Source organism: Variovorax sp. F042 (assembly GCF_057814215.1).
The window spans coordinates 235583-257319 of the sequence record NZ_JBVASX010000002.1 but is presented as its reverse complement, the minus strand read 5'-3'; the positions used below and the strand labels follow the sequence as shown (position 1 = coordinate 257319).

The 21737-nt window shown below is 67.8% G+C and carries 25 protein-coding genes; 17 read left to right on the top strand and 8 right to left on the bottom strand.

The features are described from left to right. Positions 1 to 36 precede the first annotated feature (36 nt). The 3 genes from ACZYSP_RS09710 (at position 37) to ACZYSP_RS09700 (ending at position 3446) form a co-directional block, all read left to right on the top strand. Positions 37 to 462 carry a YciI family protein gene (locus ACZYSP_RS09710; protein WP_489013999.1) on the top strand — a complete coding sequence of 142 codons (426 nt, stop codon included), beginning with the start codon at positions 37 to 39 and terminating at the stop codon, positions 460 to 462. Between the two features lie 70 nt (positions 463 to 532). Next, positions 533 to 1777, top strand: a complete 1245-nt coding sequence (locus tag ACZYSP_RS09705) for an RNA polymerase sigma factor (RefSeq protein ID WP_489014514.1) — start codon at positions 533 to 535, stop codon at positions 1775 to 1777. Positions 1778 to 1838: 61 nt separating this feature from the next. Further along, entirely contained in the window at positions 1839 to 3446 is a 1608-nt protein-coding gene (locus ACZYSP_RS09700; RefSeq protein ID WP_489013997.1) for a M14 family zinc carboxypeptidase, read from the top strand. A gap of 6 nt (positions 3447 to 3452) precedes the next feature. On the opposite strand, the gene ACZYSP_RS09695 is transcribed toward ACZYSP_RS09700, so the two are convergent. The 5 genes from ACZYSP_RS09695 to purM all read right to left on the bottom strand — a co-directional run bounded on the left by ACZYSP_RS09695 (position 3453) and on the right by purM (position 7910). Next, positions 3453 to 4454: a GlxA family transcriptional regulator gene (locus ACZYSP_RS09695; protein ID WP_489013995.1), complete on the bottom strand. Its 1002-nt coding sequence runs from the start codon at positions 4452 to 4454 to the stop codon at positions 3453 to 3455. After that, positions 4418 to 5047 carry a DJ-1/PfpI family protein gene (locus ACZYSP_RS09690; RefSeq protein ID WP_489013993.1) on the bottom strand — a complete coding sequence of 210 codons (630 nt, stop codon included), beginning with the start codon at positions 5045 to 5047 and terminating at the stop codon, positions 4418 to 4420. The genes ACZYSP_RS09695 and ACZYSP_RS09690 overlap by 37 nt, the downstream gene beginning before the upstream one ends. Positions 5048 to 5052: 5 nt before the next feature. Further along, positions 5053 to 5613 (bottom strand): cysteine hydrolase family protein, encoded by a 561-nt coding sequence (locus ACZYSP_RS09685; protein ID WP_489013991.1) that lies wholly within the window; start codon positions 5611 to 5613, stop codon positions 5053 to 5055. 120 nt (positions 5614 to 5733) lie between these two features. Beyond that, positions 5734 to 6819 (bottom strand): AI-2E family transporter, encoded by a 1086-nt coding sequence (locus ACZYSP_RS09680; RefSeq protein WP_489013989.1) that lies wholly within the window; start codon positions 6817 to 6819, stop codon positions 5734 to 5736. 50 nt (positions 6820 to 6869) lie between these two features. After that, positions 6870 to 7910 (bottom strand): phosphoribosylformylglycinamidine cyclo-ligase, encoded by a 1041-nt coding sequence (purM, locus tag ACZYSP_RS09675; protein WP_489013987.1) that lies wholly within the window; start codon positions 7908 to 7910, stop codon positions 6870 to 6872. A gap of 130 nt (positions 7911 to 8040) precedes the next feature. Between purM and hda the strand changes: the two genes are divergently transcribed. The 6 genes from hda to ACZYSP_RS09645 all read left to right on the top strand — a co-directional run bounded on the left by hda (position 8041) and on the right by ACZYSP_RS09645 (position 13441). Then, entirely contained in the window at positions 8041 to 8727 is a 687-nt protein-coding gene (gene hda, locus ACZYSP_RS09670) for a DnaA regulatory inactivator Hda (RefSeq protein ID WP_305367572.1), read from the top strand. 27 nt (positions 8728 to 8754) lie between these two features. Further along, on the top strand, positions 8755 to 10389 hold the full coding sequence (gene pcnB, locus ACZYSP_RS09665; protein ID WP_489013984.1) for a polynucleotide adenylyltransferase PcnB: 1635 nt from the start codon (positions 8755 to 8757) through the stop codon (positions 10387 to 10389). Next, positions 10386 to 11024, top strand: a complete 639-nt coding sequence (gene folK / locus ACZYSP_RS09660) for a 2-amino-4-hydroxy-6-hydroxymethyldihydropteridine diphosphokinase (RefSeq protein ID WP_093049659.1) — start codon at positions 10386 to 10388, stop codon at positions 11022 to 11024. The genes pcnB and folK overlap by 4 nt, the downstream gene beginning before the upstream one ends. Positions 11025 to 11029: 5 nt before the next feature. Further along, a complete protein-coding gene (locus ACZYSP_RS09655) occupies positions 11030 to 11647 on the top strand; it encodes a trimeric intracellular cation channel family protein (protein ID WP_489013981.1) in 618 nt (205 codons plus the stop codon). 125 nt (positions 11648 to 11772) lie between these two features. Then, positions 11773 to 12417: a DUF47 domain-containing protein gene (locus ACZYSP_RS09650; RefSeq protein WP_012746613.1), complete on the top strand. Its 645-nt coding sequence runs from the start codon at positions 11773 to 11775 to the stop codon at positions 12415 to 12417. 13 nt (positions 12418 to 12430) lie between these two features. Next, on the top strand, positions 12431 to 13441 hold the full coding sequence (locus ACZYSP_RS09645) for an inorganic phosphate transporter (RefSeq protein ID WP_435458772.1): 1011 nt from the start codon (positions 12431 to 12433) through the stop codon (positions 13439 to 13441). Positions 13442 to 13444: 3 nt separating this feature from the next. Here ACZYSP_RS09645 and ACZYSP_RS09640 read toward each other — a convergent pair whose 3' ends face one another. After that, positions 13445 to 13891 carry a TM2 domain-containing protein gene (locus ACZYSP_RS09640; RefSeq protein ID WP_489013977.1) on the bottom strand — a complete coding sequence of 149 codons (447 nt, stop codon included), beginning with the start codon at positions 13889 to 13891 and terminating at the stop codon, positions 13445 to 13447. Beyond that, positions 13888 to 14412 carry a GNAT family N-acetyltransferase gene (locus ACZYSP_RS09635; protein ID WP_093049672.1) on the bottom strand — a complete coding sequence of 175 codons (525 nt, stop codon included), beginning with the start codon at positions 14410 to 14412 and terminating at the stop codon, positions 13888 to 13890. The genes ACZYSP_RS09640 and ACZYSP_RS09635 overlap by 4 nt, the downstream gene beginning before the upstream one ends. Positions 14413 to 14591: 179 nt before the next feature. Here ACZYSP_RS09635 and rpsP point away from each other — a divergent pair, with 179 nt between their 5' ends. The 8 genes from rpsP (at position 14592) to ACZYSP_RS09595 (ending at position 20770) form a co-directional block, all read left to right on the top strand. Then, positions 14592 to 14855, top strand: a complete 264-nt coding sequence (rpsP, locus tag ACZYSP_RS09630) for a 30S ribosomal protein S16 (RefSeq protein WP_093049676.1) — start codon at positions 14592 to 14594, stop codon at positions 14853 to 14855. Between the two features lie 15 nt (positions 14856 to 14870). Beyond that, positions 14871 to 15425, top strand: coding sequence for a ribosome maturation factor RimM (rimM, locus tag ACZYSP_RS09625; RefSeq protein WP_093049679.1), 555 nt, complete (start codon positions 14871 to 14873; stop codon positions 15423 to 15425). A gap of 16 nt (positions 15426 to 15441) precedes the next feature. Next, a complete protein-coding gene (trmD, locus tag ACZYSP_RS09620; protein ID WP_435470590.1) occupies positions 15442 to 16188 on the top strand; it encodes a tRNA (guanosine(37)-N1)-methyltransferase TrmD in 747 nt (248 codons plus the stop codon). Between the two features lie 110 nt (positions 16189 to 16298). Then, entirely contained in the window at positions 16299 to 16682 is a 384-nt protein-coding gene (gene rplS, locus ACZYSP_RS09615) for a 50S ribosomal protein L19 (RefSeq protein ID WP_093172085.1), read from the top strand. Positions 16683 to 16811: 129 nt separating this feature from the next. After that, the gene (locus ACZYSP_RS09610) at positions 16812 to 17555 is read left to right on the top strand and encodes a CoA pyrophosphatase (protein ID WP_489013973.1); all 744 of its coding nucleotides are present in this window, start codon (positions 16812 to 16814) and stop codon (positions 17553 to 17555) included. Positions 17556 to 17617: 62 nt separating this feature from the next. Then, positions 17618 to 18619, top strand: coding sequence for a CobD/CbiB family protein (locus ACZYSP_RS09605; protein ID WP_489013971.1), 1002 nt, complete (start codon positions 17618 to 17620; stop codon positions 18617 to 18619). Between the two features lie 19 nt (positions 18620 to 18638). Next, the gene (hisC, locus tag ACZYSP_RS09600) at positions 18639 to 19730 is read left to right on the top strand and encodes a histidinol-phosphate transaminase (RefSeq protein ID WP_489013969.1); all 1092 of its coding nucleotides are present in this window, start codon (positions 18639 to 18641) and stop codon (positions 19728 to 19730) included. Positions 19731 to 19744: 14 nt separating this feature from the next. Then, the gene (locus ACZYSP_RS09595; protein ID WP_093049697.1) at positions 19745 to 20770 is read left to right on the top strand and encodes a hypothetical protein; all 1026 of its coding nucleotides are present in this window, start codon (positions 19745 to 19747) and stop codon (positions 20768 to 20770) included. 13 nt (positions 20771 to 20783) lie between these two features. Here ACZYSP_RS09595 and rsgA read toward each other — a convergent pair whose 3' ends face one another. Then, the gene (rsgA, locus tag ACZYSP_RS09590; protein ID WP_093172079.1) at positions 20784 to 21737 is read right to left on the bottom strand and encodes a ribosome small subunit-dependent GTPase A; all 954 of its coding nucleotides are present in this window, start codon (positions 21735 to 21737) and stop codon (positions 20784 to 20786) included.

The following is a 21737-nucleotide window of genomic DNA, read 5'->3' as shown; positions in this document are numbered from 1 at the left end:
GCAGCCGCAACCGAATCGAACCCAAGGAGATCCACCATGCGATTCATGCTGCTGATGATTCCCCACGGCTACGAAACCGCCGCGCCCGGCACCATCCCCGAAGACGTCGATGCGGTGTCGGCCATGATGGCCTACAACGAATCGATGCAGAAAGCCGGCGTGCTGATCAGCTGCGACGGCCTGCATCCGCCCTCGATGGGCGCGCGCGTGAGCTTCAAGGACAAGAAGCCCAAGATCGTCGACGGCCCCTTCGCCGAGGCCAAGGAAGTGCTCGGCGGCTTCTGGATCATCGACGTGCCCTCGCGCGCCACCGCCATCGAATGGGCTGCCCGCTGCCCCGGCTCCGACAACGAAGTCATCGAGGTGCGCCAGATCCAGGAAATCGGCGACTACCCGCCCGACGTGCAGGCGCTGACCAGCGAGTTCGCGTCGATGCAGACGGTCAAGAAGACCGAGCCGTAAAGCTGTGATCAGGGAAGAGGGCCGCGCAGACGTCGCCGCCATCCACCGCACCATCGAGGCGGTGTGGCGCATGGAGTCCGCGAAGATCATCGCCACCGTCGCGCGCATGGTGCGCGACGTGGGCCTGGCTGAAGAGCTGGCGCAGGACGCGCTGGTCTCGGCGCTTGAGCAATGGAGCGAATCCGGCGTGCCCGACAACCCCGCGGCCTGGCTCACGGCAGTGGCCAAACGCCGCGCGCTCGACCGCCTGCGCCACCTGCAGCTGGCCGAGCACAAGGCCGGCGAAATCGGCCGCGAGATCGACGCGCAGCACGAAATGGCACAAGACGATTTCGCCGAGGCGATCGATGCCGCGCTGGACGACGACATCGGCGACGACCTGCTGCGGCTGGTGTTCACCGCCTGCCACCCGGTGCTGTCGACCGAGGCCCGCGTGGCGCTCACATTGCGGCTGATGGGCGGCCTCACCACCGACGAAATCGCGCGCGCCTTTCTCGTGCCCGAGGCCACCGTGGCGCAGCGCATCGTGCGCGCCAAGCGCACGCTGGCCGAGGCGCGCGTGCCCTTCGAGGTGCCGCGCCGGCACGAGCTCGAAGCCCGGCTCGCCTCGGTGCTCGAAGTGATCTACCTGATCTTCAACGAGGGCTACTCGGCCACTGCCGGCGACGACTGGATGCGCCCCACGCTGTGCGACGAGGCCCTGCGCCTGGGCCGCATCGTGGCCGAGCTGGTACCGAAGGAGGCGGAGGTGCACGGCCTCGTGGCGCTGATGGAAATCCAGGCCTCGCGCACCGCCGCGCGCATGGGGCCTTCGGGCGAGCCGGTGCTGCTGCTCGAACAGAACCGCGCGCGCTGGGACCAGATGCTGGTCCGTCGCGGCCTCGCGGCGCTCGCGCGTGCTGAAGCACTCGGCGGCGCGCTAGGCCCCTATGCGCTGCAGGCCGCCATCGCCGCCTGCCACGGCCGCGCGCGCACCGCAGACGAAACCGACTGGGGCCGCATTGCCGCGCTCTACGACGCGCTGGCCGAGCTCACGCCGTCGCCCATCGTCGAGCTCAACCGGGCGGTCGCGTTGTCGATGGCCTTCGGGCCGGCGACGGGGCTGGAGGTGGTCGATGCGCTCATGGACGAGCCCTCGCTCAAGGGCTACCACCTGCTGCCGACCGTGCGCGGCGATCTGCTCTTCAAGCTCGGCCGCCGCGACGAGGCGCGCAAGGAATTCGACCGCGCCGCGGCGCTCACGCGCAACACGCGCGAGCGGGCGCTGCTGCTCGCACGTGCGCGGGCCTGCCTCCTCGATGGCCCCGCCGGGTGAGCTGAGCGCCTGCTGAAGCTGCGCTGGCTCGCGCGGCCGGTGCCGGGAGAAAATGCGCGCCATGCTGCGCACCCCCTCCCTCCGCCTCCTGTGCGTTTCCTGCCTGGCCCTGCTGCCGGCCCTTTCGGCCCAGGCCCAGTTCGACCCCGCCAAGGCGTGGGTCGAGCCGCAGGCCATCGCCGCGCGTTTCCCCGATCCGCCGGTGAGTTACGCCACGCCGGGTTTTCGCGCCGGGCGCGCCGACTTTCCTTCGCATGCCGAGGTGCTGGCCTTTTTGAGCGACCTTGCGCGCCAGTCGCCGAACGTTCGCGTCGAGCGCCTGGGCCTGACGCAGCAGGGGCGCGAAATGCCGCTGGTGGTGCTGGCCGACCAGGGGCGAATCGATCCCGCGCGGCCTACCGTGATGGTGATCGGCCAGCAGCACGGCAACGAGCCGGCCGGTGGCGAAGCCGTGTTGGCATTGGCGCAGCAGTTCGCCAGCGAGCCCGGCGCCGCGCTGCTGAAGAAGGTGAACCTGGTGCTGGTGCCGCGCGGCAACCCGGACGGCGCCGAGCGCTTCACCCGCGTCACCGCCAACGGCATCGACGTGAATCGCGACCACCTGCTGCTGCGTACGCCCGAGGCGCGCATGCTCGCGGCCGCCACCTTGCGCTACCAGCCGCAGGTGGTGCTCGACCTGCACGAGTTCACCGTCGGCGGCCGCTGGATCGAGAAGTTCGGCGCGGTCATGAAGTACGACGGCCTGCTGCAGCCTGCCACCGTGGGCAATCTCGACTCCGCCATCGCCGTGGGTGCGCAGCGCGACTACGTCGACGCCATCCAGTCCGCATTCACGCAGGCCGGCTTGCAGGGCTTCAAGTACCACACCACCTCCGGCGGCAAGAGCGAAGACCGCACCGTGTCGATGGGCGGCGTGCAGCCCGACACCGGACGCAACGTGAGCGCGCTGCGCCAGGCCGTGAGCCTGCTGCTCGAAGTGCGCGGCGTGGGGCTCGGGCGTGCGCACTTTGCGCGCCGCGTGCACACGCAGGTACTGGCCGCCACCACCGTCATCGAGACGGCCGCGAAGCAGGGGCCGGCGCTGATGCAGCTCACCGCGCAGGCTGGCCAGCGCGCCAAGGCCGAGGCGTGCCATGGCGATCTCGTGGTCGAGGCTTGGCAGACGCCGATGCGGCAACGCCTCGAATTCCTCGACGCGAAGACCGGGGAAGACAAGACCATCGACGTCGAATGGCGCGCCGCCGAGCCGCTCAAGATTGCCAACGCGCGCCCGCGCCCGTGCGGCTATCTGCTCGCGGCCAGCGAGACCACGGCCGTGCAGCGCCTGCAGATGCTGGGCGTGCGGGTAGAGCGCATCGACAGCGCGGCGCCCTGGCAGGTGGAGCGCTACGAGATCCTGTCGCAGACCGACGGCCAGCGGCAGGATGCGCGTGGTGCCATCGAGGACGGCGAGGCGATCCGCGCCTTCCGCGTGCGGCCGCGGGCCGGTCGCGCGGTGGTGCAGCCGGGGAGCTTCTACGTGTCGCTGGCGCAGCCGCTGTCGCCGCTGGTCAGCGCGGCGCTGGAGCCCGACTCGCAGAACAGCTATGCGGCCAACCGGCTGCTCGAGATCGGCGACGACAGGCTGCTGCGCGTGCCCGGGCCGGCGCCCGTCGGCGTCTGGCACTGAGCGTTTTCAGGCCTTGAAGGCCGAGTTCGCCTCCGAAGGCGAGCCCGGCAACCCGAACTGGTGCCACGCGCGGCGCAGTTGGGTGTCCGAGCCGAAGCCCGATTGCTCCGCCGCCCGCGTCACGCTCGCGCCCGAGGCCAGCGCGAGTTGCGCAGCTGCGAGCCGCAGCCGCCGCAGATAGGCCAGCGGCGCTACGCCCGCATGCTCGACGAACAGCCGCGTGAGATGCCGCGCCGAGGTGTGCCCCACCTCGGCCATGCGCGGCACGCTCCAGTCGGCCTGCGGCTGTTCGCTGACCGCGTCCTGCACGCGATGCAGCGCGGCATGCAGGTGGTTGCGGTAGGCGAGAAAGGGCGACAGCTCCGGGTCGTGCGGGCCGCGGCGCAGCGCCACCACCATGGTCTGCGCGACCTGCGCCGCGAGCGCTTCGCCGCACAGCCCGGCGATGCGGTGCAGGACGAGGTCGATGCCGGTCGTCACGCCCGCGCTGCTGTACAGCGGCGGATCGATCACGAACACGCGGTTGCTGACCACGTCGCAGCGCGGCTCCACGGCACGAAGTTCGTCGAGGTGCTGGTGGTGCGTGGTGGCGCGCCGGCCCGCCAGCGCACCGGCATGCGCGGCCAGCACCGCGCCGGCGCAGATCGTCAGCAGCTCCAGCCGGTCGCGTTCGAAGCGCAGGCCGCGCAGCCAGTGCAGCAGGTCTTGCGTCTCGGGGTTGTCGATGGCGATGGTGTCGCCGGGCAGGCCGACCAGCACGATCCAGCCGGGGCCGTCCCACTGCGTCGGCAAGGGCGAAAGCCCGGCCAGCGCGACGCCGACCGAGCCCATCGTCGTCGGCCGGGGGCTCGCGAACTCGATGGCAAAACGCTCGGGCTGGCCCATTGCGCACAGCCGCTGGTTGGCGATGCGCAGCGCCTCGGCCGGGCCGGCCCAGTCGAGCACGATGCTGCCGGGCAGGAGGACGAAGACTACGCGGATGGGTCGTGGCTGGGGTTGCGGGTCCATGCGTAGTCCATCTGGCGCGCGGTGCGCTCGGCCAGTTCGCGTCCGGCCAGCCGCTCGACGAGGTGCAGGCTCATGTCGATGCCGGCGCTGATGCCCGCGGAGCTGACGATGCGGCCGTTGTCGACCCAGCGCACTCCGTCGCGCACGTCGAGCGAAGGAAAGCGCTCGCGCAGGTCGGCGATGTCTTCCCAGTGGGTGGTGACGGTGTCGTTCGTGATCACGCCGCTTTCGGCCAGCAGGAAGGCGCCGGTGCAGACCGAGGCGACGACCTGCGCACCGGCTGCGCTGTGGGCGATCCAGCGCAGGGTGTCGGGGCTGGCCATCGGCGCGTCGACCACGCCGCCGGGGACGATCAGCACGTCGGCCTTCGGGCTGTCGGCCAGCGTGTGGTTGGCCAGCAGCTGCAGACCGGCGCGCGCCTGCACGGGCTGGCCGTGTGCAGCGTGGGCCACCGATGCGACATCGAACGGCGCCGCCGTGCCCGGCTGCATCCGCTGGCTGACCCGGCTCGCGGTGGTGAACACTTCGAAGGGGCCGGCGAAGTCCAGCGCTTCGACGCCGTCGAAGGCGAGGATGAGCACACGCAAGCTCATGCCGCTCACGCCACGGCCCGTTCGAGCGCCTGCGCCACGGTGCAGACAGTGGCGAAGCGGCCCTGCAGCACGGTGGCGGTGCGGGCCTTGATGTCGGCGGCTGAAAGCGGCTGGCCGTTCGGCTGCACCATGTCGAAAGTGAGCGTGGCGTCGGTCACGTAGTCGACCTCCCAGCCCAGGTCCGAGGCGTGGCGGGTTGTGGTTTCGCAGCACTGCTCGGTGCGGATGCCGCTCACGATCAGCCGGCCGATGCCGTTCTGCGTGAGCCAGATGTCCAGCCCGCTGTTGACCAGCGCGCTGTGGCGGTGCTTGGTGAAGGTGGCTGCTGCGGCAAAGTCGGCAAGCCCGCCGATGGGGCGCACGTGGCCCGATTCGACGGCAAACGGGTTGCTCGCATCGGAGGGCTCGTCGGTGTGAAAGACCCGCACGATCGGCACGCCGGCGGCGGCGCAGCCTTCGATCAGCGCGTTCTGCGCGGCGAAGTAGGGAGTGGCCTGGCTCTCGGACCAGTACGCGCGCTGGCGGAACGATTCCTGGGCGTCGATCACAATCAGACAGGTTTTCATGGCGGGGCTCGCAGAGGCAAAGTGGATGATGCCGCCTATTCTTCTGCCTTGCCAGCCCGCAGTCCGCTCGCGGCCGGACCAAAACCGATCAGATCAGGACATTGCTGCCAAACGGCCTCGTCAGACCAGCGACGCCGCCTGCAGCTCTTTCTTCAGGTACGCGTAGTACAGCGGCGCCGCCACCAGCCCAGCCGGCCCGAACACCGCCTCGGCCACGAACATCACGGCAAGCAGCTCCCACACGCTCATCTGCGTGCGTGCGCCGACCACCTTGGCGTTGATGACGTACTCGGCCTTGTGGATCACGATCAGGAAGATCAGGCACGCCGCCGCCGTGACCGGCGACACCGACAGCCCCACCAGCGTGATCACCGAGTTGCAGACCAGGTTGCCCACGATCGGCACCAGCCCCGCCAGGAAGGTGAGGGTGATGAGCGCCGGCGTGTACGGAAGGTGAGCCCCCCACGTCGGCATGATGAACAGCAGAAAGATCGCCGTGAGCAGCGTGTTGAAGGCCGCAATCCAGAACTGGGCCGCCACGATCTGGCCGAAGGCTTCGCCGAAGGTCCGCACGCGCTGGTGCAGCTGGTCGGCCAGCGGCAGGCGACGCAGCGGCGCGTGCGCCACGGCGGCCAGGCCGCCCACGATCAGGCCCACGTACGAAAAGAGAATGCCGTGCAGCCAGGCGCGCCCGGCCACGGCCAGCGAGCCGGCCTGCGCGCGCAGGTAATTGGCGATCACCCGCTGCACCTCGGCGGCGCCCTCGGGTAGGTAGACAGCGATTTCGACCGGCAGCTTGGAGCGCAGCTCCAGCACCGTGCGCGCCGTGTAGTCGAGCAATTCGCGGTACTGGTCAGGCGCGTCGACGATGTATTCGCGGGCCTGCGACAGCAGCAGCGTGATCAGCGCGATCGGCCCCACCAGCACGAGGATGACGGCCAGCACGCCGGCCCAGCCATCGGCGCGCTGGCCGCCGAGTGCCGGAATGCGCCGCATGCCCGCACTCAGCACCCGTGCGAACCACCGCGTGGCCAGGAAGCCGATGCAGGCGCACAGCAGCCCCGGCAGCAGGTGCTCCCACATCACCAGCAGCAAGGCGGCCAGCATCAGCAGGTAGCTTGCGATCATCACGCCGCGCGAGGCGGCCGGGCGGTGGACGGGGGCCGTTGTCACGGCGGGGCTGATGGGTTGTGGCTTCTTGGCCATCCGGGGCGTCGCGTGCTCTGTTCAGGACATTGTGGATGGGCAGCCGGCGCTCAGCCGACGACTACCGCGGCGCCTTCGCCGCGCTCGGCGATCACGCCGATCTCGTGCACCGATTCGCCAGCGGCGCGCAGCGTGGCGGCGCAGGCGGCGGCTTCAGCCGCGTCGATCACGACCACCATGCCGATGCCGTTGTTGAAGGTGCGGTTCATCTCGATGTCGTCGATGCCGGCCACCTTCTGCAGCCAGGCGAACAGCTCGGTCTGCGGCCAGCTGCCCTTCTTCAGGTGGGCGGCGGTGCCTTCTGGCAGCACGCGCGGGATGTTCTCGAGCAGGCCGCCGCCGGTGATATGGGCCAGTGCCTTGATCGGGTGCTTGCCCAGCGCTTCGAGCACGGGCTTCACGTAGAGATGGGTGGGTTCCATCACGGCTTCGCGGAAGGGCTTGCCGTCGAGGGTGGCGGGCAGGTCGGCGCCGGCGCGTTCGATCACCTTGCGCACCAGGCTGAAACCGTTGGAGTGCACGCCGGCCGAGGCCAGGCCCAGCACCACGTCGCAGGGCTTGACGTTCTGGCCCGTGAGGATCTTCGACTTTTCGACCGCGCCGACCGCAAAGCCCGCCAGGTCGTACTCGCCGGCCGGGTACATGCCGGGCATTTCGGCGGTTTCGCCGCCAATGAGGGCGCAACCCGACAGTTCGCAGCCGCGGGCGATGCCGCCGACCACGGCAGCGGCCGTGTCCACGTCCAGCTTGCCGCAGGCGAAGTAGTCGAGGAAGAAGAGGGGCTCGGCGCCCTGCACCAGCACGTCGTTGACGCTCATTGCCACCAGGTCGATGCCGACCGTGTCGTGCATGTTCCATTCGAAGGCCAGCTTGAGCTTGGTGCCCACGCCGTCGGTGCCGCTCACCAGCACCGGCTCCTTGTAGCGCTTGGGCACCTCGAACAGAGCGCCGAAGCCGCCGATGCCGGCCAGCACTCCTTCGCGCATGGTCTTCTTGGCCAGGGGCTTGATGCGGTCGACCAGCGCGTCGCCGGCATCGATGTCGACACCGGCATCCTTGTAGCTGAGAGGAGTGGGCGTAGGGGAAGTCATGGGTGGTCGAGGTCGGGAAGGACGCGAAGAGTAGGAGCGGAAGGCGGCGCCGGTAACCATGGTGGCCGGGCCGATAGAATTCCTCACGATTTTAAGGGCCCTCGCGGCCCCCTCCATGAACCTTCCCGGGATGAAACAGCTCGCGCTCGATATCGGCATTGCGACGGGCCCCAGCTTCGACGCCTTTTTTGCCGGCCCCAACGAGGCGGCGCTGCGGCACCTGCAAGTGTGGGTGGGCGGCGCCGGCAGCCCCGCGCTGCACTCGCCGGTGCCCACCTATCTTTGGGGCGAAGGCGGCAGCGGCAAGAGCCATCTGCTCGAATCGGTGCGTGTCGCACTGCGCGAGCAGGGCGCCAGCGTGGGCTGGCTGCACGCCGGCCTGCTGGAGCCGCCCGAGTTCGACGAGCGCTGGGGCGCCGTCCTGCTCGACGATGTGCACCTCTACACCGCCGTGCAGCAGCACGCGGCCTTCAACTGGTTCGTCAACGCCCAGACCCTGCAGCGTGGCGTGGTCGCCGCTGGCGCCTTGCCGCCGGCCGACCTGCCGCTGCGCGAAGACCTGCGCACCCGCCTCGGCTGGGGCCACGTGTTCCACTTGCAGGTGCTGAGCGAAAGCGAACGCCGCGCGGTGCTGCGCCAGGCCGCCGATGCGCGCGGCGTGATGCTGTCCGACGACGTGCTCGACTACATGCTGCACCGATTCAGCCGCGACCTCGGCAGCCTGATGGAGCTGCTCACGCAGCTCGACGGCTATGCCCTGCAGACGCAACGCGCGATCACCATTCCGCTGATCCGCTCCATGCTCGAGAACGAATAAAAGAGCGAACTAGGCTTTCAACCAACAATGATCAAGAAATTCATCGACAAGCTGCTCGGCAAGACCGCCGGCGGCACGCAGGGCAAGAGCCGCTTCGGCAAGCGCCAGGAGGTGCCGGCAGAGGTTCACAAGATCGATCCGGCCCTGGTCGACGAACGCGCGAAGAACGTGGTCACCACGCTGCAGCAGGCCGGCTACGAGGCGTACGTGGTGGGTGGCGCGGTGCGCGACCTGCTGCTGGGGCTGCGCCCCAAGGACTTCGACGTGGCCACCAACGCCACGCCCGAGCAGGTCAAGTCGCTGTTTCGCCGCGCCTTCATCATCGGGCGGCGCTTTCGCATCGTGCACGTGGTGTACGGCCGCGGCCGCGAGCACGAGGTGATCGAGGTCTCGACCTTCCGCGCCTACATGGACAACGCCGCAGCCGAGCAGGTGGCGGGCAACGAGCGCACCAGCAAGGGCGAGCTTGCCAGCATGAAGCACGCCGTGGACGCCAGCGGCCGCGTGCTGCGCGACAACGTCTGGGGCCCGCAGGAAGAAGACGCGGCGCGCCGCGACTTCACCGTCAACGCCATGTACTACGACCCGGCCAACCAGGTCGTGGTCGACTATCACAACGGCATCAAGGACGCGCAGAAGCTCACGCTGCGCATGATCGGCGACCCGGCCACGCGCTACCGTGAAGACCCGGTGCGCATCATTCGCGCCATCCGCTTCTCGGCCAAGCTCGCGGCCCTGGGCTTCAAGATGGAAGCCAAGACGGCGGCCCCGCTGGTCGAATCGAGCAAGCTGCTGGCTGACGTGCCGCAAAGCCGCCTGTTCGACGAAATGCTCAAGCTGCTGCAGACCGGCCACGCGATTGCGACCGTCGAGCAGCTGAACAAGCTCGGCCTTGCCCGCGGCATCTATCCGCTGCTCGACGTGGTGGTGGAGCGCGCCGACCAGCCCTTCGTGAAGGCCGCCCTGCAGGACACCGACCGCCGCGTGGGCGAAGGCAAGCCCGTGGCGCCCAGCTTCCTGCTGGCATGCGTGCTGTGGGCCGACGTGCGCGACGGCTGGGCCCAGCGCCAGGAAGGCCGCCACGGCCAGCGCCCGCAGCCGCCATTTCCGGCGCTGCAGGACGCCATCGACGACGTGTTCAACGCCCGCATCGGCGATGTCTCGGGCCGCGGCAAGCTGGCCGCCGACATGCGCGAGATCTGGATGATGCAGCCGCGCTTCGACAAGCGCACCGGCTCCACGCCCTACAGCCTGGTCGAGCAGGCGCGCTTCCGCGCCGCGTTCGACTTCATGCGCCTGCGCGCCGACGTGGGCGAGGTGAGCGAGGCGATTGCCGAGTGGTGGCAGGAATTCAGCATTGCCGATGACGTGCGCCGCCAGGATCTGCTGGAGCAGGTGCGCGAGGAGCAGAAGGTGCGTCAGCGCGTGCGGGTGCGCGAAACCCCGGCGCCGAAGCCGCGCGGCGGTGAACCGGCTGCGCGCAAGAGCCAGGCCCCCGATTCGGAGCAAGACGACGAAGTCGAAGAGGTTGAAGTAGAAGCCGGCGCCGTGCCGCCCGATGGCGAGGCGGTACCGCGCAAGCGCCGGCGTCGCCGCAAGCCCCGCACCGGAGGTGGTGGCGGTGCTGGTGGTGGGGGCGGCGGGAGCGCCGAGGGCGCATGAGTACGCCCAACCGGCCGAAGGACGGCAAGCCAGGCCCCAAGGCCAAGGCTGCACCGCCGCGTGCGGGCGGTGGTGCCAAGCCACCGTCTGCAGGCGCCAAGAGCGGACCGCCCGCGCGCCGCGCGCCCACCCGTGCACCTTCGCGCAGCCCGCGCGGCCCGCGGGAGGACTACCCCACGGCACAGGCCTTCATCGCCATAGGCGCCAACCTGGGCGATGCCGAGGCAGCCGTGAAGGCCGCCATGGCTGACATCGGCGCGCTTCAGCGAACCGTGGTGACGGCCCGCTCATCGCTCTATCGCAGTGAGCCGGTGGATGCCGAAGGCCCCGATTTCATCAACGCCGTGGTGGCGGTGCGCACCGGCCTGGATGCCGAGCAACTGCTCGTGGCGTTGCAGCGCCTGGAGGCGCTGGCCGGCCGCGAAAGGCCGTTTCCCAACGCGCCGCGCACGCTCGATCTCGATTTGCTGATGCACGGCAACTCGGTGATCGACACGCCGACGCTGACCTTGCCGCACCCTCGCATGCGCGAGCGCGCTTTCGTGCTGAAGCCGCTCGCCGAAATCGCGCCCGACAAGGTGCCGCGCGCGGCGCTGGCACGTGTCACGGGCCAGGTGGTCAAGCGCATCGTCTGAAGGCTGTGCTGCTCTACGTCCTCGATCTCGCCGGCGTGGCGGTCTTCGCGGTCAGTGGGGCGCCGGGGGCCGGCCATGCGGGCCTCGACTGGCTGGGCGTGGTGGTGATCGCTTCGGTCACCGCGGTGGGCGGCGGCACGCTGCGCGACCTGCTGCTCGACCGCCATCCGGTGTTCTGGATCCGCGACACCCGGTATGTCTACGTGATCCTCGCGGCTGCGGCGCTCACCATCGTCTGGGTGCACCTGTTGCCAGTGCCGGAGCATGCGCTGGCCGTTGCCGACGCCCTGGGGCTCGGCCTGTTCGCCATCACCGGTGCGCAGGTGGCCGAGGAGCGGCGCCTGCCGGCCGTCATCGTGCTGCTGGTCGGCACCATGACCGGCGCGGCCGGCGGGCTGCTGCGCGATGTGTTCACCGCCCGCGTTCCGCTGCTGCTGAGCAGCGGCATCTACGGCTCGGCCGCCATCGCGGGCATCGCGGGCATCGCGGCCTACCTTCTGCTGCAGGCGGCTGGAACGCCGCGGCGCTGGGCCTTTCACGCCGGCGTGCTGCTGATCGTGGCGCTCCGCCTGGGCGGAATCTACGGCGGTTGGCACCTGCCGGTGCTGCGCTTGCCTGCCTGAATTGAGGGGGTTCCGGCGGCCCCGAAAAGCCGGCCGGGCCGGGCAGGGGTCGCGCGCCCGTTAAACTTCGCCGGTTTTTCATCAAGGCGTCATGAAACTGTGATTGGCGCTCCCCTGGAGTTTTCATGTTCGGCAAGCTGCTGCCCCGCGAGGGCAATTTCTTCGAGATGTTCAACCAGCACGCCGAGCGCATCGTGGAGGCGGCGAGGGCCTTCGAGCAGCTCGTTGCCAACTACAGCGACGTGCATCTGCGCGAGCAGTACAACCGCGACGTCGACAACGCCGAGCGCGCCGCCGACCGCGTGACGCACGACGTCAACCGGCTGATCCACAAGACCTTCATCACGCCCATCGACCGCGAGCAGATCCACAAGCTCATCAACACGATGGACGACGTGGCCGACCTGATCCAGGACTCGGCCGAAACCATGGCGTTGTACGACGTGCGCCACATGACCGACGAGATCGTTCGCCTCACGGCACTGAGCGTGAAGTGCTGCGACCGCCTGAAGGACGCCGTCAAGTTCCTCGGCAAGATCGCCGACCCGGCCGTGGCCGAGGCCACGCTGAAGACCTGCGAGGAAATCGACCGCCTCGAATCGGATGCCGACCGCGTGATGCGCAGCGCCATGAGCAAGCTGTTCCGCGAAGAGCCCGACGTGCGCGAGGTGATCAAGCTCAAGGCGATCTACGAGCTGCTCGAGACGATCACCGACAAGTGCGAGGACGTGGCCAACGTGATCGAGGGCATCGTCCTCGAGAATTCCTGAGCGGGCAGCGCTGATGGCAACGGTTCAGGTCGCCCTCTGGGTGGTGATAGTGCTGGTCGCGCTGGCGATCCTGTTCGACTTCATGAACGGGTTCCACGACGCCGCCAATTCGATTGCGACGGTGGTGTCCACCGGGGTGCTCAAGCCGGGGCAGGCCGTGGTGTTCGCGGCCTTCTTCAACCTGATCGCGATCTTCATCTTCCATTTGAGCGTGGCCGCCACCGTGGGCAAGGGCATCGCCCAGCCGGGGGTGGTCGACGTGCACGTGGTGTTCGGTGCGCTCGTCGGCGCCATCAGCTGGAACCTCGTGACCTGGTACTACGGCATTCCGAGCAGCTCGTCGCACGCGCTGATCGGCGGCATCGTGGGCGCGGTGATCTCCAAGACCGGTACCGGCGGCCTGGTGGCCTCGGGCATCTGGAAGACGGTGGCCTTCATCTTCGTGTCGCCGCTGCTGGGCTTCCTGCTCGGTTCGATGATGATGGTTGTGGTGGCCTGGAGCTTCCGGCGTGCCACGCCTTCGCGGGTGGACCGCTGGTTCCGGCGACTGCAGCTGGTTTCGGCCGGCGCCTACAGCTTGGGCCATGGCGGCAACGATGCGCAGAAGACCATCGGCATCATCTGGATGCTGCTGATCGCCACCGGCTATGCCAATGCCGGCGATGCGAGCCCGCCGACCTGGACCATCGTGAGCTGCTACGCCGCGATCGCGCTGGGCACGATGTTCGGCGGCTGGCGCATCGTGAAGACGATGGGCCAGAAGATCACCAAGCTCAAGCCCGTGGGCGGCTTCTGCGCCGAGACGGGCGGGGCGCTGACGCTGTTCCTGGCGACGGCGCTGGGCATTCCGGTGTCGACCACGCACACCATCACGGGCGCCATCGTCGGCGTCGGCTCGACGCAGCGCGCGAGCGCGGTGCGCTGGGGCGTGGCGGGGAACATCGTATGGGCGTGGATCTTCACGATCCCGGCCTCGGCGTTCGTGGCGGCGATTGCCTACTGGATCAGCATCCAGCTGTTCTGACGGCTACTGCGAGATCTTCCGGCCCTCTTCGACCTGGTGCTCGAAGTAGCGCTGGAAGCTGAACACGATGCTGGCCATCAGGATCGTGCTGCCGAAGAAGAGCGAGAGCACCACGGCGCCGATGGTGAACCAGTTCGTGCGGCCGGGTTCCGCGTCGGCCGGCGCGCTGGCGTTGAAGCGGGCGTTCCACTTCTCGGGCGTCATGAGGCCATAGATGATGGCCATCAACGCGCAGCCTGCGATGGTGAAGCCCAGCAGCGGGATCAGCGCCCAGCTAACGCCGTCGTCCACGCCGTACATGCGCACGCGCTCGATGCCGTAGATGCCCAGCGCCGTGGGAATGGGCAGCAGCCAGCCGAGCACGTCGCCCATGCCGCGCAGGTAGAAGCGGTGCAGGCCGAGCGGGCCGCCGAGGAAGGAGAGCCAGGCGGCGGTGGTTTTGTTTTTCATTCGGGTTTGGTGGTGCTGCCTTCGCCGAGCACTTTTTCCATCAATACGACATCGCGCCATTCGCCGAACTTCCAGCCGCAGTCTTTCAGCACGCCCACGTGCGTGAAGCCCTGGCTGCGGTGCACGCCGACGGAGCCGGCGTTGGCCGAATCGCCGATCACCGCGATCAGCTTGCGCACACCGGCCGCCTCGGCAGCCTGCGACAGCGCTGCCAGCAGCTTGGCGCCCAGACCCTTGCCGCGTGCTGACTCCGACATGTAGATCGAGTCTTCGGCCGAAAAACGGTAGGCCGGGCGCGGCTTGAACCAGTTGCAGTAGGCAAAACCCAACACTTCGCCATTTTCTTCGGCAACCAGATACGGCAGGTTCTTGCCCAGTACGTCGGCCCGGCGGGCGGCCATGTCGGCGGGGGAAGGAGGCTCCGTTTCGAAGGTGCCGGTGCCGTGCAGCACGTGGTGGGCGTAGATGGCGGCGATGGCCTCGACGTCTTCGTCGCGGCTGGGGCGGATGGTGAGGGGCATGCGGTGGAAACGGGTGGCGCAAGGCCGGAATTCGGAGAAAACGCGGGTCGGGCTATAATCGCGGGCTTTTCAGCGTGTCGCTGGCCGGGTGGCCATGTCGCGTGTCTCGACGCTGGAAGAACATTGTGAGCGGGCCTCTTCTTCATCCATAAGGCCTGCTGACCACCCAAGGATAAATCATGGTCGTCATTCGACTCTCCCGCGGCGGCTCCAAAGGCCGTCCGTTCTTCAACATCGTCGTGTCGGACAAGCGCGTTCGCCGCGATGGCCGTTTCATCGAGCGCCTGGGTTTCTACAACCCGACCGCCAAGGAAAACGAAGAAAGCATCCGTATCGCCCAGGACCGCCTGGCCTACTGGAAGAGCGTCGGCGCACAAGCTTCGCCCACCGTTCTGCGCCTGATCCGTCAAGCCGCCTCGGCAGCTCCCAAGGCGGCGGCCTAAGCCGTCCGCACGGCGATGCTGCCCGCACTCGAAACCGCCGAATTGCCGGCGGATGCGATTGAAGTAGGGCGCATCGCCGATGCCTGGGGCATCAAGGGCTGGTTCAAGGTCCTGCCCCACAGCGCCCAGCCCGAGGCGCTTTTTTCTTCCAAGCGCTGGTTCCTGCAGGCTCCCGGAGCCTCGGCAAGCACCGCTTTCCGGCTCGCGATCCGCGAGGCCAAAGAACATTCCGACTGCATCGTCGCCACATCCGAGGACGTGCCCGACCGCAACGCGGCCGAGGCGCTGCGTGGTGCGCGCGTGTTCGTGCCGCGCTCGAGCTTTCCTACGGCCGGCGACGACGAGTACTACTGGGTCGACCTGATCGGCCTGTCGGTGGTCAACCGCGAAGGCGTGGTGCTCGGCACCGTGCGCGAGCTGCTCGCAACCGGCCCGCAGACCACGCTGGTGCTCACCGCCGAAGAAGACGGCAAGGCCATCGAGCGCATGGTGCCCTTCGTCTCGGTCTTCGTCGACAAGGTCGACCTGCCCGGCCGTCTCATCACGGTCGACTGGCAACCCGATTTCTGATCCGGACCTTGCGCGCATGCGCTTCGACGTCCTCACGCTTTTTCCTGAACTGTTCGCTCCTTTCATGGCCAGCGGCGTGACGCGCCGTGCCTACGAGTCGAAGCAGGTCGAAGTCGTTTTCTGGAATCCGCGCGATTTTGCGCAGGGCAATTACAAGCGCGTGGACGATCGCCCCTTTGGCGGCGGTCCAGGCATGGTGATGATGGCGGAGCCGCTGGCGGCCTGCCTTGATGCGGCGCTGGCTGCACGCGGAGCACAGGCGCCCGTCGTGTTGTTTTCTCCGATCGGAGAGGCGCTGCGCCATGAGGCGGTCGAGAAGTGGTCGGCCAGCGAAGGCGCGGTGCTGATCTGCGGCCGCTACGAAGGCATCGACCAGCGCTTCATCGACGCGCGCGTCACTCACCAGATCAGCCTCGGCGATTTTGTTCTCTCCGGCGGCGAAATCGCGGCCATGGCGCTGCTCGACGCCGTGGCCCGGCTGCAGCCGGGTGTGCTCGGCGACGAGGCCAGCCACGTGCAGGACAGCTTCAATCCCGCGCTCGACGGCCTGCTCGACTGCCCGCACTACACGCGGCCCGAGCAATGGAGCGGGCAGGGCGTGCCGGCGCCGCTGCTCTCGGGTCACCATGCGCAGATCGAGCGCTGGCGGCGTGACCAGCGGTTGGCCATCACGGCCGCACGGCGCCCCGACCTGATCGACGCCGCCCGCGCGGCGGGTCGTCTTGGCAAAGCCGATGAGGCCGCGCTGAAAAAAAAGCTATAATCCTCGGTTCCCCGATCCTCTGCCCGGCCGCGCCCGGTCTTTTCCCGGTCATCCCGTGAAAGCCCAAGGCGCCTTTTGTGTAGCCCGACACGATCGACTTTCAGGAAATCATGAACCTCATCCAGACCCTCGAGCAGGAAGAAATCTCCCGTCTCGGCAAGACCATCCCCGATTTCATGCCCGGTGACACGGTCATCGTCAGCGTGAACGTCGTCGAAGGCACCCGCAAGCGCGTGCAGGCCTACGAAGGCGTTGTGATCGCCAAGCGCAACCGTGGCCTCAACAGCGGCTTCACCGTGCGCAAGATCTCCAGCGGCGAAGGCGTGGAGCGTACGTTCCAGACCTACAGCCCGCTGATCGCCGGTATCGAAGTCAAGCGCCGTGGCGATGTGCGCCGCGCCAAGCTGTACTACCTGCGCGACCGCAGCGGCCGTTCGGCACGCATCAAGGAAAAGCTGCCGAGCAAGTCGACGGCTGCAGCGGCTGCCAAGTAAGCAGCTCGCCTGTCGTGCAAAAAAGCCGCCGCTCTGGCGGCTTTTTGCATTCTTGCCCCCGCTCAGCGACAACCTTCCTTTTTTCCGCTCTACTTCTTTCTTTCCTCCGCCTCAGGTACGTTTCATCTCTTGACCAACTCATCCATTCCTCTGCAGGCCGCATCCGTCGAACCCGTCAACGCCGTGGCGCCGCCCACGCTGCTGCAGTTCGACCCGCGCAAAGTGCCGTTTGTGGCCGGAGGAGTCGAGGGATTGCCGGCGGTGTCGGCCGTGCAGCTGACGGCGCAGGCATTGCGGATGCGCTTCGCGACACCGCCTGCCTGGACGCCGGAGCTGCGGCGTGATCCGCGGATGACCGACCGTGTCCCCGCGCAGGCTGCGGTGCTGGTGCCGATCGTGCAACGCCCGCAGGGCGCGACCGTGCTGCTGACCGAGCGGACCTCGAATCTGTCGACGCATTCGGGGCAGGTTGCGTTTCCCGGTGGCCGAGTCGACCCGGAGGACGCCAACATCGCAGCCGCCGCTTTGCGCGAGGCCTGGGAGGAAGTCGGCCTTTCGGCTCAGTACATCGAGGTGCTTGGCAATCTGCCGACCTACACGACAGTGACGTCGTTCATCGTGACGCCGGTGGTTGCGCTGGTGCAACCTGACTTCGAACTCACCATCAATCCTTATGAGGTCGCGCAAGCCTTCGAGGTGCCGCTCGCATGGCTGATGGACCCGGCGAATCACCGTCACCACACCGTGCCCGCGCCTGATGGCACCCGGCGCCAGTGGTACTCGATGCCCTACCAGGACGGGCCCGACGAGCGCTTCGTCTGGGGCGCGACCGCGGGCATGCTGCGCAATCTCTATCGTTTCCTCGCGGCCTGACTGAATCCGTGGCTCGAATGAAGATGGCCTGAACCTTCAGGCGCTCTCGCTATCATCGAAGGATGAGCTTTTTTGCCATCCTGTGCGCGCTGCTGATCGAGCAGGTGCGGCCCCTGGGCTCGCACAACCCCGTGTACGGCGCGGTGCTGGCGTGGACACGCTGGACCAGCCGCAACTTCGACGCGGGCAAGCCGCATCACGGATGGATCGCCTGGGGCCTCGCGGTGTTCGTGCCCACGCTCGGCGCGCTGGGTGTGCACTGGCTGCTGGTGCTCACGCTCGGCCTGCCGTTCGCCGTGCTCTGGAGCATTGCGGTGCTCTACGTCACGCTGGGCTTCCGGCAGTTCAGCCATCACTTCACCGACATCCGCGATGCGCTCGACGAAGGCGACGAGCCGCTCGCGCGCTCGCTGCTCGCGCATTGGCAGGGCGTGGATGCGGCCAACCTGCCGCGCAGCGAGATCGTGCGCCACGTGATCGAGCATTCGGTGATCGCAGCGCATCGCCATGTGTTCGGCGTGCTCGCGTGGTTCTCGATCATTGCGGCCATCGGTCTTGGGCCTGCGGGCGCAGTGTTCTATCGCATGAGCGAGTTCGTCTCGCGCTACTGGGCGCACAAGAACGGCGCTGCCGTGCAGCCGTCGAGTGTTTCTGTGCAACAGGCCGCGGATCGCGCCTGGCACATGATCGACTGGCTGCCCGCGCGCATCACGGCGCTGGGTTTCGCGGTGGTCGGCAGCTTCGAGGAAGCGATCGATTGCTGGCGCAATGACGCACAGCGTTTTCCCAATGAGAACGACGGTGTGATCCTCGCGGCCACGTCGGGCGCGGTCAACGTGCGCCTGGGCGGTGGTTCGCTGCGCCCGATTCCGGTCACCGACCCGCTGCCGCGCGCCCAGGCCGGCGAATCGCTGGCCGACGGCCGCCGCACCGACACCGGCAGTACGCCGGGGCGCGAGCCGGAGCCCGGCCACCTGCGCAGTGTGGTGGGTCTGGTCTGGCGCTCGGTCGTGATGTGGATGGTGCTGCTGGCCTTGCTCACCCTGGCTCGCCTGCTCGGTTGAGCGAAGCGGCGAACGAACCATGACACATCCAGTGCCGGCCTTCTGGAGCCCGCGCATCGGCGCGCTCGAACCTTACGTGCCTGGTGAGCAGCCGCGCATCGCGAACCTCGTCAAGCTCAACACCAACGAGAACCCGTATCCGCCGTCGCCGGTCGCCATCGAGGCCATCCGGCGTGCGGCCGAGAACGGCCTGGAGCGCTATCCCGACCCCACCTCGCTCGTGCTGCGTGAAGCGGTAGCGCGGCGGCATGGCCTGCGGGTCGACGAAGTGTTCGCGGGCAACGGCTCGGACGAAGTGCTCGCGCACGCCTTCTTCGCGTTCTTCCAGCAGGCCGAGCCGCTGCTGATGCCCGACGTGAGCTACAGCTTCTACAAGGTCTACGCGCAGTTGTACGGCATCGTCTGCGAGCAGCAGCCGGTGGACGAGGGCCTGCGCATCGATGTCGACGCCCTTGCAGCGCGTGCCCGCCAAGGTTGCGCAGGCATCGTCATCGCGAATCCGAACGCGCCGACCGGCATCGGCCTGCCGCTGTCGCGCATCGAGCAACTGCTCGAAGCCTGTCCCGATCGAGTGGTGCTGGTCGACGAGGCATACGTCGATTTCGGTGGCGAGAGTGCGTTGCCGCTGATCGACAAGCACCCGAACCTGCTCGTGGTGCAGACACTCTCCAAGTCGCGTTCGCTGGCTGGCCTGCGGGTCGGCTTTGCCTGCGGCCAGGCGCAGCTCATCGACGCGCTGGTGCGCGTCAAGGACAGCTTCAACTCGTACCCGCTCGACCGGCTGGCCTCGGCCGGCGCCGTCGCCGCGCTCGAAGACGAAGACTGGTTTCGCAGCACCCGCGACAAGATCGTCGACACCCGGGAGGGCCTCGGCCTGCAGCTCGAAGACCTGGGCTTCGAGGTGCTGCCGTCGCAGGCCAATTTCGTCTTCGCACGCCATCCGCAGCGCGACGCTGCCGAACTGGCGGCCCTGCTGCGCGAGCGTGCGGTGCTGGTGCGGCATTTCAAACAGCCGCGCATCGCGCAGTACCTGCGCATCAGCATCGGCACGCGCGAGCAATGCAGCACGCTGGTCCAGCGGCTGCAGGACATCCTCACTCCAAACCCCTGAAGGAACCCCTGGCGATGCCGACCCACGACACCGATCCGCGCACAGCGGCCTGCACAGGCTTCTGGCAAGCAGTGAGCGCCCAGCTCGAGAGCCTGCGCGCCTTGCCCGCTCGCGAATTGATGGAAGGGTTGAACGAACTGCTCGAACCCTTCTTTCCGCGGCTGGCGGCCGAAGTGGCTGGCGAGCCGCCCGAGTTCAAGCTGGTGCTGACGGCGCACGGTTCGGTAGACGACTTCGAGGATCTGATGGCGCTGGTGCAAAGCAGCCCCAAGCTGCCGCAGGTCGAGGTGGAAGCCTTTCGTCAGCGTTCGAGCGATGGCTTCGGCATGCGCATGAACGACTTCGAATTGGCAAGCTCCGAAGTCCTTGTGAAGCACGAGCTCTACCGGGGGCGGGTGGCGCTGGAGATCGGCTTCGCCAAGCCCATCCCGATGGACATGCAGGACCATGCGCGCCACATGAGTCTCATCATGCTCGACCATATCCTGGGTGAGTACGACTTCGCGGTGAAGGTCGGGGCGGTCGACTACGTCGAGGCCGACGCGCACGCGGATTTCGATGGCGTGCCGCTCGACGATTTCGTGCCCGTGTTCGACGCCTGCTGGCGCGACGAACTCGGCCACACCGGTGTGTTTCCCCAGGGTGAACACGCCTGGTCGGGCATGAACGCGACGCGCACGGCCGAGGACGACCGCGAGATCGAGGTGATCGTCATGCGCAATGACGCGGCCACTGCCTTGGTGGGGCGCGCCGACCTGTGCCATCGCCTGTCGACGGCAGTGCCGGTCGAATCGGGTGAGGAGTTGGAAGAGGCGCGCGTCTACGAAGACCGGCTGACGGCGCGGCTGCAGACGCACGAAGCAGGCTGCTGCACGCACGTGGTGTTGGAGGAGGGCGTTCGCACCGTCCACTTCCAGGTGTCCGACCCTGAGGCAGCGATTTCGCATGCTCAATCGCTGCAGGACGACATGGACCTGCCGGTGACGCTCGATCTCGTCTTCGACCCGACCTGGAAGTCCTACCGCATCTGGCTCGGCTGAAGCTGCCTTTCGGTCAGTACCGCTTCTGGCTCAACTCGGCGAACAGCTCGCCATAAATCTTGTAGCGGCTCGCGCTGATGGCGCCCGGTCCGCTGCTCGCTGTTTCCACGTTCGCAATCACGCCACAGCCCGGCTCGTGCAGATGCGTGCAGTTGTAGAACTTGCAGTCGTTCGCATGCTCGGCGATGTCCGGCATGAGCCCGGCGAGCTGCATCGGCGCGATGTGGTTCAGGCCGAATTCCTGGAAGCCCGGCGAGTCGATCAGGCCGGTGGTGCGGGCTTCATCGATCCAGTACCAGGTGGTGCTCGTGGTGGTGTGCTTGCCCGAGTTCAGCGCCTGCGAAATCTCCTGGGTCAACACGGTCGCGCCCGGCACCAGCAAATTGGTCAGCGTGCTCTTGCCCGATCCGGAAGGGCCGAGCACCAAGGTGGATTTGCCGGCCAGAAGTTTCATAAGCGAGGCGTAGTCCGCCTCGCCTGACGCCTTCAGCGACAGGGGCAGCACGCCGTGGTGCATGCGGCGGTAGGGTGCCAGCTTGGTCCATGCGCGCTCGAAGGGCTCGACAAGGTCGCTTTTGTTGAGCGCGATGATCGGCGTAATGCGCTCGGCCTCCGCCGCGATCAGCGCGCGAGCCAGTTGATGTTCGGAAAACTCCGGCTCGGCCGCGATCAGGATCAGCACGTGGTCGAGGTTGGCCGCGAACGACTTGGTGCGAATCTCGTCCTGCCGATAGAACAGGTTGCGCCGCGGCAGCACCTGCTCGATGGTGCCTTCGTCCTCGCTGGCCTGCCAGTGCACGCGGTCGCCGACCACGGCCTGGCTCTTCTTGCCGCGCGGGTGGCAGATAAGCCGCTCGCCCGTGGGCGTTTCGACGAGGCAATGACGCCCGTGGCTGGCAACGACAAGGCCGTCGTGGAGTGCCTTCGCAGCAGCGGCTGCGGGCGCGGCGCGGCCGGGCTTAGCCAA

Bases quoted from the DNA above. Each gene is read 5' to 3' on its own strand.
- ACZYSP_RS09710 (WP_489013999.1), top strand. From the start codon at position 37: ATGCGATTCATGCTGCTGATGATTCCCCACGGCTACGAAACCGCCGCG.
- ACZYSP_RS09705 (WP_489014514.1), top strand. From the start codon at position 533: ATGGAGTCCGCGAAGATCATCGCCACCGTCGCGCGCATGGTGCGCGAC.
- ACZYSP_RS09700 (WP_489013997.1), top strand. From the start codon at position 1,839: ATGCTGCGCACCCCCTCCCTCCGCCTCCTGTGCGTTTCCTGCCTGGCC.
- ACZYSP_RS09695 (WP_489013995.1), bottom strand. From the start codon at position 4,454: ATGGACCCGCAACCCCAGCCACGACCCATCCGCGTAGTCTTCGTCCTC.
- ACZYSP_RS09690 (WP_489013993.1), bottom strand. From the start codon at position 5,047: ATGAGCTTGCGTGTGCTCATCCTCGCCTTCGACGGCGTCGAAGCGCTG.
- ACZYSP_RS09685 (WP_489013991.1), bottom strand. From the start codon at position 5,613: ATGAAAACCTGTCTGATTGTGATCGACGCCCAGGAATCGTTCCGCCAG.
- ACZYSP_RS09680 (WP_489013989.1), bottom strand. From the start codon at position 6,819: ATGGCCAAGAAGCCACAACCCATCAGCCCCGCCGTGACAACGGCCCCC.
- purM (WP_489013987.1), bottom strand. From the start codon at position 7,910: ATGACTTCCCCTACGCCCACTCCTCTCAGCTACAAGGATGCCGGTGTC.
- hda (WP_305367572.1), top strand. From the start codon at position 8,041: ATGAAACAGCTCGCGCTCGATATCGGCATTGCGACGGGCCCCAGCTTC.
- pcnB (WP_489013984.1), top strand. From the start codon at position 8,755: ATGATCAAGAAATTCATCGACAAGCTGCTCGGCAAGACCGCCGGCGGC.
- folK (WP_093049659.1), top strand. From the start codon at position 10,386: ATGAGTACGCCCAACCGGCCGAAGGACGGCAAGCCAGGCCCCAAGGCC.
- ACZYSP_RS09650 (WP_012746613.1), top strand. From the start codon at position 11,773: ATGTTCGGCAAGCTGCTGCCCCGCGAGGGCAATTTCTTCGAGATGTTC.
- ACZYSP_RS09645 (WP_435458772.1), top strand. From the start codon at position 12,431: ATGGCAACGGTTCAGGTCGCCCTCTGGGTGGTGATAGTGCTGGTCGCG.
- ACZYSP_RS09640 (WP_489013977.1), bottom strand. From the start codon at position 13,891: ATGAAAAACAAAACCACCGCCGCCTGGCTCTCCTTCCTCGGCGGCCCG.
- ACZYSP_RS09635 (WP_093049672.1), bottom strand. From the start codon at position 14,412: ATGCCCCTCACCATCCGCCCCAGCCGCGACGAAGACGTCGAGGCCATC.
- rpsP (WP_093049676.1), top strand. From the start codon at position 14,592: ATGGTCGTCATTCGACTCTCCCGCGGCGGCTCCAAAGGCCGTCCGTTC.
- rimM (WP_093049679.1), top strand. From the start codon at position 14,871: ATGCTGCCCGCACTCGAAACCGCCGAATTGCCGGCGGATGCGATTGAA.
- trmD (WP_435470590.1), top strand. From the start codon at position 15,442: ATGCGCTTCGACGTCCTCACGCTTTTTCCTGAACTGTTCGCTCCTTTC.
- rplS (WP_093172085.1), top strand. From the start codon at position 16,299: ATGAACCTCATCCAGACCCTCGAGCAGGAAGAAATCTCCCGTCTCGGC.
- ACZYSP_RS09605 (WP_489013971.1), top strand. From the start codon at position 17,618: ATGAGCTTTTTTGCCATCCTGTGCGCGCTGCTGATCGAGCAGGTGCGG.
- hisC (WP_489013969.1), top strand. From the start codon at position 18,639: ATGACACATCCAGTGCCGGCCTTCTGGAGCCCGCGCATCGGCGCGCTC.
- ACZYSP_RS09595 (WP_093049697.1), top strand. From the start codon at position 19,745: ATGCCGACCCACGACACCGATCCGCGCACAGCGGCCTGCACAGGCTTC.